Source organism: Pirellulales bacterium, assembly GCA_033762255.1.
Classification (GTDB): Bacteria; Planctomycetota; Planctomycetia; order Pirellulales; family JALHPA01; genus JANRLT01.
This window is the reverse complement of sequence record JANRLT010000025.1, coordinates 38,152-52,937: the sequence shown is the minus strand read 5'-3', so window position 1 is coordinate 52,937 and position 14,786 is coordinate 38,152. Positions and strand designations below refer to the sequence as shown.

Here is a 14,786-nt window from a genome sequence, read left to right as displayed (position 1 = left end):
CCTAGTCAAAAGTGAGAATGAAGCAGGCGGAATGTTTGGCATTCAATTCTTAATTCCTAATTTTTAATTCTTAATTTCTATCCGTCTCCTTTGCCCAACTCCACCGCCCGCCACATGTACCATGCCGCCAAACTGCGGTGCGGTCGCCACGCCTCGGCTGGCTCGTGCAGCTCGCGGGGGCGGGGCATTTCCGCCAGTGCATGCGCGATGCGAAACCCATTTCGCACGCCAAAATCGTCCACCGGCCAGACATCCGGCCTACCGAGGTCAAAAATTAACAGCATCTCGACGGTCCAGCGGCCAATGCCCCGCACCGCCGTTAGCCGCTGGATGATTTCTTCATCGGACAGCTTGAGGAGCACGGAGCGCCGGGGGACGACGCCGTCCAGGGTTTTTACCGCCAGATCGCGGAGCGCGGCGACCTTGGCCGTGGAAAAACCCGCCGCGCGGATCGTCTTGTCGGGCAAGTCGAGCAATTCCGCCGGCTGGGGAAACCGTCCCCGCAGAAAGGGGGCGCACAACCGGCCTAGAATTGTCTTTGCCGCGGTGCCGTTAAGTTGTTGATGGGCGATGGCACGGCCCAGCGTTTCAAAGGGATTGCGGCGCTTGGCAAAGAAGTCAAATTCGGGGCGGGGACACTGCCGAATCAACCGGCGCAGAACCGGCGACCGCCGCGAGAGAGCCCGCAGCGCGGCTTGCAAATAAGCGGGATCGGCGAGGGTGGGAGGGGGGGTAGCGGGCATCGGGGCCAGCTAATGAAAATGCTGTGACGGGAACGGACTTTTTGGCTTACCGCACTTTGATAACATACGTCTTGGGCAGCTTGTCATGCCAGCCGCGTGTGGGAGTACCTAAGAACGAAAACGCCTCAAACGGGATCAAGCGGGCAAAGGAGCGGCCGAGTATCTGCCCCAAGCTGGGTTTCCCCCCTTGCTCATTCACGACAATCGTGCCGGTCAAGAATTTGCCAATCGTCCGCTGGGTCGTCGCTTCCATCAGGATGTAATAACTCAAAAAACTCGGCAGGCCAACCAAGGCATCGGGGGTTTTATCCAGTGATTCCTCCCCACCCACAAATAAAATCAGCAGAGCCACAATGAAATTCAATCCCAGGATGGCGAATTGATCAATAATAAAGTTCATCAACCGCGGCCATTGGCCGGCTGGCACGATTTCATGCAACTCTTCCCCCTGGATATAGCCCGCACTAGCCGTTTGTAATATTTGCGGCGCGGCGTACGGGTTCTCATTCTCGTGCATAGAAATTCCCCGGGAATAATCGTGAAATAAACTACAGCACAGTGGCGTACCGCCTGATGCCGGATATGCGACTTCGTAAATTGAATATTAATCACCGACGAGAAGTAAACATGCTGGCAACCAGATTGTTTCGACATTCAACCGGGAATAGCCGTGGAGCGCAAACCATTCTTCGTATTTGTGATCCTCAAAAAGCTGAATTCCGACAAATCGCTTCTTTGACTGGCATGTTCCAGCGTGATGGAGACCAGATTTCCCAATGCATCTAAATCCAAATAGATATCTTCCGAAATTTCCCGGGTTTCGACGGGCGTGCCGCTACCAATTTCCAAAAGCGCGGTGTCTGTATCTTCAAAATATTTGATTTTCATGTTAGTTGTTCTCCAAAGCCCCTGTCGAAGAATGCATTGTGTACTGTTTTTCCATCCTCTAAGAGAATGACTCTCAGCGCGCGGTTTTCATATTCTGTGATCCTCGCCCAACGCCGAATCCGGCCATCTGTTTGTATTTCTTCATGTTCCGGCGCATTTATGGTTCTCATAATCCATTCGTCAAGAATAACCGCTCGATCAGGACGTAGTCGCATATGCAGAAAGTATGCGGTATGCGGGAACGAAGGCATTGTCTTTAATACTCTGAAATAAGGCTAGGCGGGAAGCCAACCGATCACTTGATGACTTTCCCCCCGCACAACTTTATTTTTTCCAAATGACTTTATACTAACCGCTTAATGGTCAATTGTCACGCAACCAGTCCCGCAATTCGTAAACAACCCTCACCACAGCCACCATTCCCCCTGCGCGCAAACGTAAATCCCCAACAGCAAATTCGTCACGCCATGCGCGACGACGGCGTCCCACACGTTGCGCGTGCGAAAGTACAGCCAGTGCACCAGGCCAAACCACGCCGCCGCGGCCAATATCTCGCCCGGATGTAGCAGCATCGGCAATATCGTGCCCGCCGCTAGGGCCGATGGCGCGTAGGTTCCCCAGGGGACATCCCACCAATCTTCGCGAATGGGATACCGCATGACAAAGCCGCGCAAAAACATCTCTTCGATGACGGGGACCACGGCCGCCAGACCCAAAAATCGCACCGCCAAAAAACAATACAATAGCGCCGGCTGATCGCCGTAATGCTCCCACGGGTTAAATGCTGGGCGCTCCCCCCCCATGCCCACTGCCGCGAGGACGCCATTTAGCCCGCTCACCCGTTGCAGGTGCGCCAGCGCAATCCACAGCACCACGCCGACCACGCCCACTCCCCAGGCCAACGGCGATATTTTACCCAATGTCGGGTACCCCCCCCAAACCGCCGCCACGCAGGCCAGCGTCAGCACAATTTTTGCCGCATAGACATAGGGGTAGTGTGCAGCGGTTAGGCCCGTCCAGTGGGGCGCGGCGGTGGCCTCCATCACGGCGCTCGGTTCGCTGGACGTCCCCACCATATAAATGATGAATGGCAAGAGAAACACCACCCAGGGATTGCGAAAAAGTGCCATACAAGCCTGCTGTAAATATAGGTAATTTGGGGTGTTTGGTTGTGGGTTATATCTGTTGGGTCATAGATGAAGGGGTGGTCACAGCAAATTTTGCGCTGGAGGGGGTAGCAATTACTAGCGGGCAGGACGGGGATTTATCAAAATCTCATACACCAGTAGTCTACTTGGTATTTACCGTAATTCTGTCGCAAACCTAAGGGGCCGTGAACCTTGCGCGGAATTTTTCGTACTAAATTAAGTGGGGCTAGCGGCGGTTGCCAGGGGCATTTGCCCTTTCGGCAATTGTCCCAAAAAGTTATTTTAGAGGATTATTCGATTTTTGGCGGCATTTTGACTATTTAGCATTACCGGGGCATTTTCCCTGGTCGTGCCTGGGTGTGTTTTTTTCCTTTTGAGGCTTGGTTATGGATCTGTCGAAGGTACGCAACATCGGAATTTCCGCGCATATTGACTCGGGCAAAACGACCTTGAGCGAGCGCATCTTATATTATGCCGGGCGCATTCACAAAATTGGCGAAGTGAAGGGGCATGGCGATGGCGCGACCATGGATTACATGGAATTGGAAAAGGAAAAAGGGATCACCATCACCAGTGCCGCCACCACGGTGGAATGGGCTGACAACAAGATCAACCTGATCGATACGCCGGGTCACGTGGACTTTACCGTCGAGGTCGAACGGAGCCTGCGCGTGTTGGACGGGGCGGTGCTGGTCCTGTGCGCGGTTGGCGGGGTGCAGTCGCAGTCGATGACCGTTGATCGGCAGATGAAGCGCTATCATGTGCCGCGGTTGGCCTTTATTAACAAGCTGGACCGCCAGGGGGCAAATCCCTTCCGCGTTACCAATATGGTCCGCGAAAAGCTGGGCTCCGACGCCGTCATGATGCAGTACCCCATCGGGCTAGAGGACAAGCACCAAGGGGTGGTGGACCTCTTGACCATGAAGGCGTACTACTTTGACGGCGAAAAAGGGGAAAAAGTCCGCGAAGAGGCCATTCCCGCGGATATCCTCGAAGAATGCAAAAAAGCCCGCCACACCATGCTCGAGGCACTGGCCATGTACAGCGACGAGCTGATGGAAATCATGCTCTCCGAGGAAGAACCATCCGAGGAGCTACTGCACAAAATCATCAAGCAAGCCGTCCAAACACAGGATTTTACGCCTGTGTACATGGGAACCGCGTTCAAAAATAAAGGGGTCCAAAAACTACTGGACGCCGTCGTCCGCTATTTGCCCTCCCCCCTGGAACGACCTATTTCGGCCAAGGTCTGGGACAACCCCGCCGAAAAATTCCCCCTCGTCGCCGATCCCGCCAAGCCCTACGTGGGCATGGCGTTCAAGATCGTGGACGACCCCTATGGCCAGTTGACGATCACCCGCATTTACCAGGGGACCGCCCGCAAAGGCGAAACCTATTACAACCAGCGCACCGGCCAAAAGCAGCGCTTTAGCCGAATCGTGCGGATGCACGCCGACAAGCGCGAGGAAATCGACTTTGCCGAGGCAGGGGACATCATCGCGATCATGGGCATCGACGCGGCCAGCGGTGATACCTACGCCCAGGAGCCTAAATACTGCTCCCTGGAAAATATGTTCGTGCCGGAGCCGGTTATTAAAATGGCGATCAGCCCGACCACCCGCGACAGCGGCGACCGGCTGAGCAAGGCCCTGCAACGCTTCTCGCGCGAAGATCCCACCTTCCGCATGTTCACCGACGAAGAAACCGGCGAGACCGTCATCGCGGGCATGGGCGAACTGCACCTGGAAATTTACGTGGAACGCATTAAGCGCGAATACAAGGTGGAAGTCGACGTTGGCGCGCCCAAGGTGAGCTACCGCGAGGCCCCCACGCAGACCGCCGATTACGACTACAAGCACAAAAAGCAAACCGGCGGGTCCGGTCAGTACGCCCATATCAAGGGCAAATTTGAGATTTTGCCCGATGACAGCACCGAGGAAAATTTTGAATTTGTCAATGAAGTGAGCCAGGGGCGCATTCCCAAGGAATACATTCCCTCGGTGGAAAAAGGATTCCGCGCGTCATTGGGCAAGGGTCCGGTGGCGGGTTTTCCCATCGTGGGGATCAAAACAACCTTGAGCGACGGTTCGTACCACGATGTGGATAGCTCCGACATGGCGTTTCAGATTTGCGCGCGGGATTGCTTCCGCGAGACATTTATGAAGACCAAGCCGGTGTTGCTGGAACCGATCATGAAGATGGAAATCGAATGCCCCAGCAACTTTCAGGGGCCGGTCACGGGGAACCTGACCAGCCGCCGCGGCATGGTGGTGGCCAGCGAAATCCAGGGGAATACCTCGGTGATTGAGGCCGAGGTGCCGCTGGCCGAAACGTTCGGCTATTCGACCGACCTGCGCAGCCTGACCCAGGGGCAGGGGACATTCACGATGGAATTCGCCAAATACGCCCGAGTGCCGGGCTCGGTCCAGACCGAGATCATCGCCGACCGCAAGAAGCAGCAGGGCCAACTGGTCGGGGCGAAGTGATAAATTGAGAGTCAAGAGTGCTGAATACCGCATCTGGCAACCGAGGGCATGGGTAGAGACGAGACGTAAATGTAAATTTCGCTCTTGTCTTCCTACCGCAACGCGGTTGTAGTACATAGCCCAGGGTTGGAGCGCAGCGAACTACCCTGGGAAAGCGAAACACTCTATTAAAAACTTCAGCCATTGCCATATAGCCACTTGATGAGATTTATCACCCAGGAGCATTCTTGCTCCTGGGTTTTTTATTTAACGGACGTGGCGGTAAGCAGTTTTTATGTGTCGATTTTTGGAATTCGAGATGGAATTTGGTAAGCTGAAATGACATCAATCCCGCGAGAGTTTGACAACACCAGCGGAGCGTGTGGGATGGACTTTGCAAAGCTTACGGTTCGGCTTCATCTGTATCCTTGTAGGCAAACGGTCCGGCCTTTACCTGCTGGCCTACAACCAAACAATTTCCTGTGGGCCAAAGGCCCAATCCATCCCAGCCGTGCTTCATGGAATTGTGGCAAGCGCAGCGTCGCCCTAAGTAACCAAATGATCATTTTGAGCAGGGCCAACGGCCCGATTCATGATTACCGGATAGAATTCGGCTTGATAGACTTGCCAGTTGAAAAACCAGTATTTCCGGGTGGGTAACCAAAATCATAATTTCGCAGAATTGATTTGCCATGCCCCCCATAAACCCCTATGAATCGCCGCGGATGCTCCAGCTATCCGCGGAACGGCCACCCCTGAGCGCCGACGGGGACTTGTTGGATTTCCGCCTGCGACAAAGCAGCACTGTCTGCTTAGCTGCGTTAATGATCCTGGGGTGTTCACTGGTGCTATATCCGCTTTTTCCGGTTGGTTGGGCGGTCAATTGTGTGCTCATTTGCAAAGGTCTACGGGAATGGAATGCCGCGCATGATGGCCTTTGGCGCAACTCCCTCAACTGGCTGGTGATCGTTACTCGGCTTGCCAGTTTGGGGCTTCTACTAATGGTATTTCTCGCTGTTTTCCGGGCAATTGTAATTGAGGGTGTCGAGTTCAACGATTATGCGAGCTTATATTATCGTTCGATTGTATGGGCAATCCTGGGTTGCGGGTGCCTTGCATTGTCTATCGTGGTCGAGTTCTGCTTTTGGTTGCGGGAGGCAATACGGCTGACGCCCCGCACAACGCAACGGCTTTCTTATTTTGCCTGTGTTTGCGGATTTTTTTATGCTTTGTTCTTTATTGGAGCCATGTTCACGGCGGAAAATGCCGCGATATTCGTTGTCTATGCGGGTTTAGCAATTTTACTAGCACTGACGATCCTAACTTTCTTCTGCGGTATCGGCTCAATTGTCTTGCTCGTCGCGATCCGCAATGAGCTCGCGCGGCGTCTGGCGGCGGAAGTCGAGCCACTAACAGAGTTAAGATAATGCCCCCCGAGAATCCCTATCAATCGCCGCAGGTTGTGGATAAACCGCAGCGGGGTACTATCAGCGGGGATGCGACATTGAATCAACTCGATCTAACGCCGACACAAGTAGCTTCGCTTTATCCGGTTATTGCGGGAATGAAGCTTTGCCTGGGAAGCATGATTGGTATGTTGCTGTGGCCATTTTTGCTGGTCTTAATAATTGTGCTCTTTTTCCGCAGGGGTGATTCCATCAGTGGCTTACATATTGTCCTGATGGCTGGCGTACAAGTCCCACGCTGTGTGGGGCTTTCATACTACTTTTCATATAGCCAGCAGCTTTCGTGCGCAAGACAAGTTTATCTTGTCTTATTTGCGATTGTTTGTTTTTCGGTCCCCTGGCTGCAAATGGTAAGCATGATTGGTACACGTGATAGCATGGCTGGACTCTATTTGGCGTGTGCCGTAATATGCCTTGTGTATTCGTATTTTCTGGAACTGCGCTTTTATCGCGGAATGGCAATCAAACTCAAGCTGAATTCGGAGATTCGTTTTTATTATGTCATCCTTTGTGTTTGCGTGCTGGTCGCCCTTTGCCTGCCGGTAGCAGGCTACTTTTCTTTTTATAGCGAAGTCATGCGGCACCCGATAGAACGCCGGGGTGATGCCCTATTTGGTTGCATTTTTGCGTTGCTGATCGGTGGTTGGATTGTGGTATTATTAATGGTCATTGCGGGAATTCGCTTACGGTCCCGGCTTGTTGAAATTACCGCGCGCATGCCAGCAAATCCTGGCCCCAGTTTGCAATAATATATTCGGCTTGGCTAAACAACAGTTGAAGTACCGACGCTTTACTCCCCACCCCCTATTCTGCATTCAGCATTCATATTTCAGAATTCTCCTGCCCATGCTCCCCGAAAACCCCTACGCCGCGCCGCAGACAGTCCAGCAGCAACAGCCGGACATGCAGCTGTCAATGACTCATGACCAACGGCACACTCTCCAAAGTCTGAGTGAGGGATTGCAATTGTACATGGCCAGCACAACCATTTTTCTCTTATTTCCCCTGGCAGTCTTATGCACGCGAATGATCATGAAAACCCTTCCACTCTTGGGCGTGACGGGACTGTTGGTGGTGGTGGTCTTGTTGCAAATAATGCTGGTCATGGGGCTCATCGCTTGCTGTCGTGGAGTGTCAAGCCGTCAATGCCAGCAACTGCTCGGTGCGGCATTACTGTTCAAAAGCGTGACACTCTTGGGCTTGTCATTCCTCGGCTGTCTTAATCTGTCACTTTGGACATCGGTTGAGTTGATCAGAATAGTCTATGGAATTCTGTTTGTGGCAATCGTCGGGATTGTCCTGGAGATGGGAGTATGGTCGCGGATAGCCGTGAGTGTAGGCTCTCGGTCGGCCGGGGGTAACGCCCACAGTCTGCAATATACGTTGGCGGTGATGGGGTTGGTGGTCTTGTTGCGGTTGATTAGCAACGAAGGGTTTTTGCCAATAATATCGCAGCTAGTTCACAACCGGGAGATACTCTTAAGTTATCTGTTGATGTTAGCGGCATTCCTTTGTTATGGCCTCTTCCTCATGGTGATGCTCACACTCCAGGCGCGGATTAAAACATTGTTACTCCCCCCGCGACCTTCCGCAAAGAGCATGGATTTTTTGCGGCACGAGCAACTCGAAACGCAAACCGACCAAGTGCTGCCGCAAGCGGAGAGGGCGGACGATGAATCTTTACCCTGCATCAAAATTTAACGCCGACTGACGTATAAGTCAGTATAGATAATTTGGGCCGGTCGCCCCGAACGAACCTAGGAAGCAGAGGCTACCATGCTCCCCGAAAACCCCTACGCCGCGCCGCAAACAGTAACGTGTGCCGAATCGCGCGTGGGCAAACAGCCGGAGACGTCGCAATTGGCCGCACGGCAGCTTAACGCATTGCCCGGTTTGATAGTAGGCATGAGATTTTGCCAGTTTAGCTTGATTTGCATTGTCCTGTACCCGGCATTGTTATGGGCTGGGCTCTCGTATTTGGCATTTAAATGGGAAGTACGCAGCAGTATGCTCCTGGTCATTTTTCTAGGCATCCAAATTCATAGAATCGTCGGAGTTAAAAAAATGGTGCTTATTGGTGTCGGCTTTGGCATTCAGGGGACTGCTCACAGCTTGCTCTTGGCTATTTATGGGATAATCAGCTTTACGATAAGTTTATTGATGACGCTTCTTAACCGGATTGCAATCGAATGGTGTTATTTGCTCTTCATGGGAGGGTTCATTTGCCTCATTGTTTCTTATTTTATGGAATCGCGGGTTTATGGGCAATTGTTCAAAATCACGGGCAAGCACGCTCGAGAGTCGGGACTGCGAGAATTTTCCGCACTCCTGTTCGTATTTGGACTTTTGCTGACTGGATGCTTATTGTTCGCTCCCATCCTGAAAAACAGATCACATAGACTTGAGGACGCCATTTTCTACATGCTGATTGTTTTGTTTTTGGGCTTTTTGTACTGGATTTTCATCATTTGCCTGACTCTCCTGGGTCAGCAGCTTCATCGTCAACTGTATCGGCTTATGATTCAAGCTCGCGATAACCAGTCCCAGCCATGAGCGAATACACCACCCCAACCCCGCCTCCCGTGATTTCGCCGACCCAGGCCCAGGAACCGGCAGCCGCCAATTCCACGCTTTCTCACCAGAAAAAAGCCATTTTGCGGCACGCCCAAGGGGGTATGTGGCTGTTGGGCGGGGTTTATTGTTGCCTGCTGTTACTAACGATTATTTTGCTCAACCAATTCTGGCAGTCGCGGCGATTTCCTTTCTCAGGGGAATTCTGGGGCGACTTGCGGGCAACTAGCTTATACACCTTCCAGCTTTCCCGGCTAGTTGGCTTGGCATTTTGCCTGCGTTGGGCCAGCTTGCATGGTTATGCTTGGTTGCTGTGGTTCGCGCAGTTTCTGATTGTTATATGGTTGGTGGTAATGTCTACCGGACTGACGGAGATGCAGGATCAAGTGATCACGCTCTATAAAACCTATTATCATATACCAATTCTGTTATTGCTGATTTCCTTGTTCGTCGAGAGTTGGTTTTTTTGGCGAATTTGCTTATCGTTGCGTTATGCCACAGCGGAATTCAGTTCGCTGTTGGCCCTGATCGCTAGTATTTACCCGCTCTGGACTATGTTTGTTGAGCTTTATCAACATCCTTTGGTGATGGGAGGATGCGGACTTTCCTTTCGTGGTGATAGCTACCGCCAGCAAGAGTTGTCTTTGTTGCTGGCCTGGTCGGGACGCTCGCTGGCCATGCTTGTCACGTTATGTTTGTTACAGAGTCGCTTGGGCTATTTCCGGGGTCAAGGCGTCCGGGCAAAAGTGGATGCCCAACCGAATTGATTTGACCCGGCGCATTATTCATAGCTGGAACTGACACAATGCCCCCCGATAACCCTTACGAATCGCCGCGGGTAGTTTCATTGGAGGAACTATCGCCAGTCTCGCTGAGTGACGAGGCGCCAAAAGAGTTAGTAATGACACCGGAAGTCGCAGAATCGCTCAAACTGTTGTCGTGGGGATTATTTTTCTGTTTTCTAAGCATCCCTTGTCTTTTGATCTGGGGCATATTTGAATATGCAATCTCTCTGATCTTACGTCCACGCAGAGCAGAAGATTATGCCCCACTAGTGCATTTAATTGCAACACAATTGCCGCGTGGAGTGGGATTGCTCATGTACGTTCCCTTTGGTCGGTTATTTTCGTATTTGAGAAACGTCTATGGCATCATGTTTGCGTGCATAACATTTTCATTTATTCCATGCCTGGGCGTTATAATACTGGATAATTATTTAAGGCGAAATGGAATCATCACTTTTAACCTTTTTGCACTCTTGGCTTATGTCGTGTTTGTCTATAGCTATCTGCTGGAAACTCGCTTTTATTACCAAGTAGCGCGGACCTTGCGACAAAGAGAATCGGGACTGGTTCTGTTTTACTTGACCATTTGGTTCTGGATTTCGCTGGGGATAAGCCTGATATTTGTGGGCTGTGAAATTTGCAACTTGTATGCGCCTATGGTTGCAATTACCAATGTCTTCAGAACGCTCTTTGGAATTTTTCTATTTGGTAATATCATTGCCTTTTTGTTTCTGCTGGTCGCAGGTTTATGGCTCAAATCGGGAGTGTGGAAAATTCTTAACGGATTGCCACCAACCGATCACTCAACCTGCAACGTCAACCAGTAGATTGGAAACATCATGCGTTGGTAGTTTCAACAAAATTTCAACTTATCGGTTTTTCCATGCCCCCCGAAAATCCCTACGCCGCGCCGCAGGTTGTGGAAACGAAGTCGCCCATGCGGGTAGCGACGCTGGGGGATTTGACGCCGGAGGAGCGGCCGTTACTAGCGAAGCTGGCCCGTGGGTGCGAATTATGCCTGTGGGGAATGTCTAGTGTTTTACTGATTCCAGTGTTGATCTTACCTATCACGGTAATTTTTTCTGCTTGGGCTAAGTGGCTGGGGGGCATTAGCATTGGGATATTGGTGTTTGCTCCGGTGATTCTACAGATTTCTGGCTGGTGGCAGTGCCGGGCGGGATCGCGGCATTTTTCCAGCGCGGGCCTGCTGGGCATTGCCACTCTGCTGCGCCCGGTTGTTTGGTTTGCCGCTGGGATAGTCGTATTACCCCGAATAAACAGTCACGGCCAGAATTTCCTTCTCTGGTTCATCGTGCTGATTGCCAGCTATTTGATTGCCAACGGTTGCGAACTGGTCTATTGGTCGCGGGTTGCGGATCACCTGCGGTGCCAAAATGCCAAACTTTGCATCCAGTTGGCCAGGTATGGCCTATCCGCCACGTTGCTGGCCATGCTCTTAGCATTTCCTATATTTATAAATGTAGATCATCTTTTTGAGGCATATATTGAAAGGATTTTTGACGCCGGTTTAGTGATGCTCTTCATTTTGATCCCGCTCCATTTCTTTCTAAGAATATCATGCGTTTACATGCTGCAAGACCGGATACAGAAAATGCTGCAAGTTCAACCGCCGCCGGTGAATCTGACATTTTTGCAAAATTTGCAGTAAGCGTTGAATCGTTGAGTGACAAATTGATTGCGGAATTTTTTACCGTTATGCCGCCAACTCCCCGACGGCGTCCGCCGATGCCATCGGCGGCTTTGTATGTTGGTTGTCCCTGATTCCTAATTCTCAATTTCGCCTTTCCCATTCGGATTCCCCATGCCCCCCGAAAACCCCTACGCCGCGCCGCAGGTGGTGGAGTTAGGCCCGCCCGTGCCGGTGGGCCGCGCGGAGGAAAACCAACGCCCAGCCAGCAGGGAAGAGCTGACACTGTTGGCGCGGGAGTGGAATTGTGCGCGCGGGGACTGGTGCTTGTAAATGCAGAAGGATGAATGCAGATGTCAGAATTAAGATAAATCGAACCCATTTCGGCAACGGAGTTGCCTCCTCCAGGTTTGGCGTGTCATATTCCCCCGTCATCCTCCCGTCTCTCGCCTCTCTTCTCTCCGCACAGTGCTCGTACTCCCGCCACCCAGACGGACACACCCAGTCATCTCCCTCGCAACTGTGCTTTATGGCACACTTTAGGCTCGTAACATGGCATCTGGCATGGGGTTATGTGCCGGACTGTTAAACTCTGCGGGTCAATATTTTCTTTATTTAAATTGCAGCCAGCAGAGACGAAATACATCCATAGCCGCCGCGCGGCGGGTGCAGCCGCGATGATCCCGGGGGCGGAAAATCATGGCGGCGGCCTATTAGGCGCGCAAAATCATTTCACGGAGGAGTTTGCCGTATGTCCCGACGTCTACTAAATAAACTTTTGTCCGCAGTGATCCTGGGGGGCGGGTTGACGCTGGGAGCAGTCACGCTTTCGGCCCAAGTTCCCGGCGGATACGACGTGTGCGAGGCTTGCCAGGCGTGCCCGGAATGCGCCCAGCCTTGGTCGATCTGTGATCTTATTCAACCGAGCGACGTTTGTTATCAGGACTTTATTAGTCCGATGACCAACCCGGTCTTCTTTGAAGACCCCCGCATGCTCACCGAAGCCAGGCTGATTTATATACATCATACGCTGCCGGAATTGCTGGGCGGAGGGGATGTCGATCTGATCGCCTTGCAATTGCGCGCCAAACTGACCGAACGGCTGTCGTTGATTGCCAACAAGGATGGTTTTATCTTTTATGGCGATGACGTGGGGTTTGCCGACGATGGTTGGGCGGATGTCGGGTTGGGCTTAAAGTATCTGATTTATGGAGATCCCACGACCCAAACCATCGTCAGCGGCGGGGTCTCTTTGGAATTGCCCGTCGGTTCAACCCGCGCGCTGCAGGGGAATGGCGATGGGGAGTACAACCTGTTTTTGACCGCCGGTCAAGAATTTTGGGGTAACTGGCACTATCTCACGGCGACAGGTTTACGCTTGCCAGGCGATCGCCAATCGGAAAACCAGGTTTTCTATTGGTCGCACCACATCGATTATCAGTTTGCGCCGACGTGGTACGCCTTTGGCGAGTTAAACTGGTATCACTACATGAGCGATACGGCCGCGGGAGGGGTGCCGGGGATCAATGGCCTGGACCTGTATAACCTGGGATCGGCCAATGTCGCGGGGTTGGATATCGTAACGATGGCGTTCGGCCTCAAAAAACGGTTTGGTTCTTATAACGAACTGGGTGTGGCCTATGAATTGCCTGTAACCGACGAAGAGGATTTGCTGCACAACCGCTTTACGTTTGATCTCATTTTACGATATTAGACAACAAGCAAGGGGACGCGCATCGGGAATAGCGCTTAGCTTCCCATAAATTGCCGTCGCGTGACGCGGTGTATATTGTCGCCAAAGGTCGTCATAGCGGGGACGTTTCACTCGCCAGCTAATCCATTCGCTCCACGGCCAGGGCAATCCCTTGGCCTAGACCGATGCACATGGTCGCCAGGCCATAGCGGCCGTCGGTCCGATGCAGGGCGTGAACCAAGCTGGTGACTATTCGCGCTCCAGAGGCCCCCAATGGGTGGCCCAGCGCAATCGCCCCTCCCAGCGGATTGGTTTTTTCCACCGGCAACCGCAAATCCGCGATACAGGCCAACGCCTGCGCGGCAAACGCCTCGTTGAGTTCGATGTGGTCAAAGTCGGCTAGCGCTAATCCCGTCCTCTGGAGCAGTTTTTCCACCGCCGGAACGGGACCTGTCCCCATGAGCGCGGGGGGAACGCCGACAACACTAGCCGCCATAATTGCCGCCAGCGGACGCAGGCCTAGTTCCCTCGCTTGCGCTAGCGACATGACCAGGAGCGCGGCCGCGCCGTCACTGCGGGGAGAGCTGTTTCCCGCGGTCACCGTTCCCCCCGTGGGTTGAAACGCGGGTGGCAACGCCGCCAATTGGTCCAGACTGGTTTGAGCGCGCACCCCCTGGTCACGGTCGATTTGCAGGGCGTTACCGGCGGCGTCATGTCCAGGCACAGCGACCAATTCCGCGGCAAAGTGCCCCGCCTGATACGCGGCCGCACCCCGTAGGTGCGATTGTAGCGCGTACTCATCCTGGGCGTTGCGGGAAATGTTTCGGCTAGCGGCCAAGAACTCCGCCGTCAGGCCCATGTGCAGGGCGGCGCGGCTGGTGACCTGGAGTAATTCGGGGGGGATGTCCCAATTTCCTTCCACGGGGCAATGGTGCATATGTTCCACGCCAGCGACAATTTGGGCCTGTTTGTCGCCGGCACGAATCGCCCAAGCCGCCTGAGCCAGGGCCTCTAGACTGGAGCCGCACCAGCGATTGACGGTCGCCCCGGCGACAGAAAAAGGGAGTCCCGCGGCCAGGGCGAGTACCCGGCCCAGGTTGCCCCCTTGCTCGCCACTTTGTTGGGCACAGCCGCAAAGGAGGTCTTCGATCGTTTCGGGGGGGATGCCCGTGCGCACGAGCAGTCCCTGGACAACGCGTGTTCCCAACTCGAGGGAGCTGACCTGGCGGTAGCAGCCTTTGTCGGGATGCGCCCGGCCGAGGGGCGTACGGACAGCGTCAATAATGACGGGCGTGTTGGGGGACATGGGGGGAGGGGAGGAGTGGAGTTTGGAGGAGTGGAGTTTGGTTTTTGGATGATGGTTTTTGGTGTTTGGATAA

15 protein-coding genes are annotated in these 14,786 nt (G+C 53.2%); 10 read left to right on the top strand and 5 right to left on the bottom strand.

Annotated elements, in window-relative coordinates:
• Positions 1–77 precede the first annotated feature (77 nt).
• The 4 genes from SFX18_07715 to SFX18_07700 all read right to left on the bottom strand — a co-directional run bounded on the left by SFX18_07715 (position 78) and on the right by SFX18_07700 (position 2,761).
• Positions 78–743: a hypothetical protein gene (locus SFX18_07715; GenBank protein MDX1963024.1), complete on the bottom strand. Its 666-nt coding sequence runs from the start codon at positions 741–743 to the stop codon at positions 78–80.
• Between the two features lie 46 nt (positions 744–789).
• Positions 790–1,260, bottom strand: a complete 471-nt coding sequence (locus SFX18_07710; protein ID MDX1963023.1) for an RDD family protein — start codon at positions 1,258–1,260, stop codon at positions 790–792.
• A 137-nt stretch (positions 1,261–1,397) separates the two neighbouring features.
• Positions 1,398–1,631, bottom strand: a complete 234-nt coding sequence (locus tag SFX18_07705) for a DUF2283 domain-containing protein (GenBank protein ID MDX1963022.1) — start codon at positions 1,629–1,631, stop codon at positions 1,398–1,400.
• Between the two features lie 404 nt (positions 1,632–2,035).
• Positions 2,036–2,761 (bottom strand): CAAX prenyl protease-related protein, encoded by a 726-nt coding sequence (locus SFX18_07700; protein ID MDX1963021.1) that lies wholly within the window; start codon positions 2,759–2,761, stop codon positions 2,036–2,038.
• A gap of 404 nt (positions 2,762–3,165) precedes the next feature.
• Here SFX18_07700 and fusA point away from each other — a divergent pair, with 404 nt between their 5' ends.
• The 10 genes from fusA (at position 3,166) to SFX18_07650 (ending at position 13,428) form a co-directional block, all read left to right on the top strand.
• Entirely contained in the window at positions 3,166–5,265 is a 2,100-nt protein-coding gene (gene fusA / locus SFX18_07695; GenBank protein MDX1963020.1) for an elongation factor G, read from the top strand.
• A gap of 671 nt (positions 5,266–5,936) precedes the next feature.
• Positions 5,937–6,671, top strand: coding sequence for a hypothetical protein (locus SFX18_07690; protein ID MDX1963019.1), 735 nt, complete (start codon positions 5,937–5,939; stop codon positions 6,669–6,671).
• Positions 6,671–7,459 carry a hypothetical protein gene (locus tag SFX18_07685; GenBank protein ID MDX1963018.1) on the top strand — a complete coding sequence of 263 codons (789 nt, stop codon included), beginning with the start codon at positions 6,671–6,673 and terminating at the stop codon, positions 7,457–7,459. The genes SFX18_07690 and SFX18_07685 overlap by 1 nt, the downstream gene beginning before the upstream one ends.
• A 97-nt stretch (positions 7,460–7,556) precedes the next feature.
• The gene (locus SFX18_07680; GenBank protein ID MDX1963017.1) at positions 7,557–8,411 is read left to right on the top strand and encodes a hypothetical protein; all 855 of its coding nucleotides are present in this window, start codon (positions 7,557–7,559) and stop codon (positions 8,409–8,411) included.
• A 75-nt stretch (positions 8,412–8,486) separates the two neighbouring features.
• Entirely contained in the window at positions 8,487–9,263 is a 777-nt protein-coding gene (locus SFX18_07675) for a hypothetical protein (GenBank protein ID MDX1963016.1), read from the top strand.
• Positions 9,260–10,048 (top strand): hypothetical protein, encoded by a 789-nt coding sequence (locus tag SFX18_07670; GenBank protein MDX1963015.1) that lies wholly within the window; start codon positions 9,260–9,262, stop codon positions 10,046–10,048. Before SFX18_07675 ends, SFX18_07670 begins: the two co-directional genes overlap by 4 nt.
• Positions 10,049–10,086: 38 nt before the next feature.
• Complete coding sequence (locus SFX18_07665) at positions 10,087–10,893, top strand: hypothetical protein (protein ID MDX1963014.1); 807 nt, start codon at positions 10,087–10,089, stop codon at positions 10,891–10,893.
• A 56-nt stretch (positions 10,894–10,949) separates the two neighbouring features.
• The gene (locus SFX18_07660) at positions 10,950–11,735 is read left to right on the top strand and encodes a hypothetical protein (GenBank protein MDX1963013.1); all 786 of its coding nucleotides are present in this window, start codon (positions 10,950–10,952) and stop codon (positions 11,733–11,735) included.
• Positions 11,736–11,888: 153 nt separating this feature from the next.
• Positions 11,889–12,047 carry a hypothetical protein gene (locus SFX18_07655; protein ID MDX1963012.1) on the top strand — a complete coding sequence of 53 codons (159 nt, stop codon included), beginning with the start codon at positions 11,889–11,891 and terminating at the stop codon, positions 12,045–12,047.
• A gap of 418 nt (positions 12,048–12,465) precedes the next feature.
• Entirely contained in the window at positions 12,466–13,428 is a 963-nt protein-coding gene (locus SFX18_07650) for a hypothetical protein (protein ID MDX1963011.1), read from the top strand.
• Between the two features lie 118 nt (positions 13,429–13,546).
• Here the strand turns inward: SFX18_07650 and SFX18_07645 are convergent, their stop codons facing one another.
• Positions 13,547–14,713: a thiolase family protein gene (locus SFX18_07645; GenBank protein MDX1963010.1), complete on the bottom strand. Its 1,167-nt coding sequence runs from the start codon at positions 14,711–14,713 to the stop codon at positions 13,547–13,549.
• Between the last annotated feature and the right edge of the window lie 73 nt (positions 14,714–14,786).

Excerpts from the sequence above, each read along its gene's own strand:
- SFX18_07715 (MDX1963024.1), bottom strand. The coding sequence starts at position 743 with ATGCCCGCTACCCCCCCTCCCACCCTCGCCGATCCCGCTTATTTGCAA.
- SFX18_07710 (MDX1963023.1), bottom strand. The coding sequence starts at position 1,260 with ATGCACGAGAATGAGAACCCGTACGCCGCGCCGCAAATATTACAAACG.
- SFX18_07705 (MDX1963022.1), bottom strand. The coding sequence starts at position 1,631 with ATGAAAATCAAATATTTTGAAGATACAGACACCGCGCTTTTGGAAATT.
- SFX18_07700 (MDX1963021.1), bottom strand. The coding sequence starts at position 2,761 with ATGGCACTTTTTCGCAATCCCTGGGTGGTGTTTCTCTTGCCATTCATC.
- fusA (MDX1963020.1), top strand. The coding sequence starts at position 3,166 with ATGGATCTGTCGAAGGTACGCAACATCGGAATTTCCGCGCATATTGAC.
- SFX18_07690 (MDX1963019.1), top strand. The coding sequence starts at position 5,937 with ATGCCCCCCATAAACCCCTATGAATCGCCGCGGATGCTCCAGCTATCC.
- SFX18_07685 (MDX1963018.1), top strand. The coding sequence starts at position 6,671 with ATGCCCCCCGAGAATCCCTATCAATCGCCGCAGGTTGTGGATAAACCG.
- SFX18_07680 (MDX1963017.1), top strand. The coding sequence starts at position 7,557 with ATGCTCCCCGAAAACCCCTACGCCGCGCCGCAGACAGTCCAGCAGCAA.
- SFX18_07675 (MDX1963016.1), top strand. The coding sequence starts at position 8,487 with ATGCTCCCCGAAAACCCCTACGCCGCGCCGCAAACAGTAACGTGTGCC.
- SFX18_07670 (MDX1963015.1), top strand. The coding sequence starts at position 9,260 with ATGAGCGAATACACCACCCCAACCCCGCCTCCCGTGATTTCGCCGACC.
- SFX18_07665 (MDX1963014.1), top strand. The coding sequence starts at position 10,087 with ATGCCCCCCGATAACCCTTACGAATCGCCGCGGGTAGTTTCATTGGAG.
- SFX18_07660 (MDX1963013.1), top strand. The coding sequence starts at position 10,950 with ATGCCCCCCGAAAATCCCTACGCCGCGCCGCAGGTTGTGGAAACGAAG.
- SFX18_07655 (MDX1963012.1), top strand. The coding sequence starts at position 11,889 with ATGCCCCCCGAAAACCCCTACGCCGCGCCGCAGGTGGTGGAGTTAGGC.
- SFX18_07650 (MDX1963011.1), top strand. The coding sequence starts at position 12,466 with ATGTCCCGACGTCTACTAAATAAACTTTTGTCCGCAGTGATCCTGGGG.
- SFX18_07645 (MDX1963010.1), bottom strand. The coding sequence starts at position 14,713 with ATGTCCCCCAACACGCCCGTCATTATTGACGCTGTCCGTACGCCCCTC.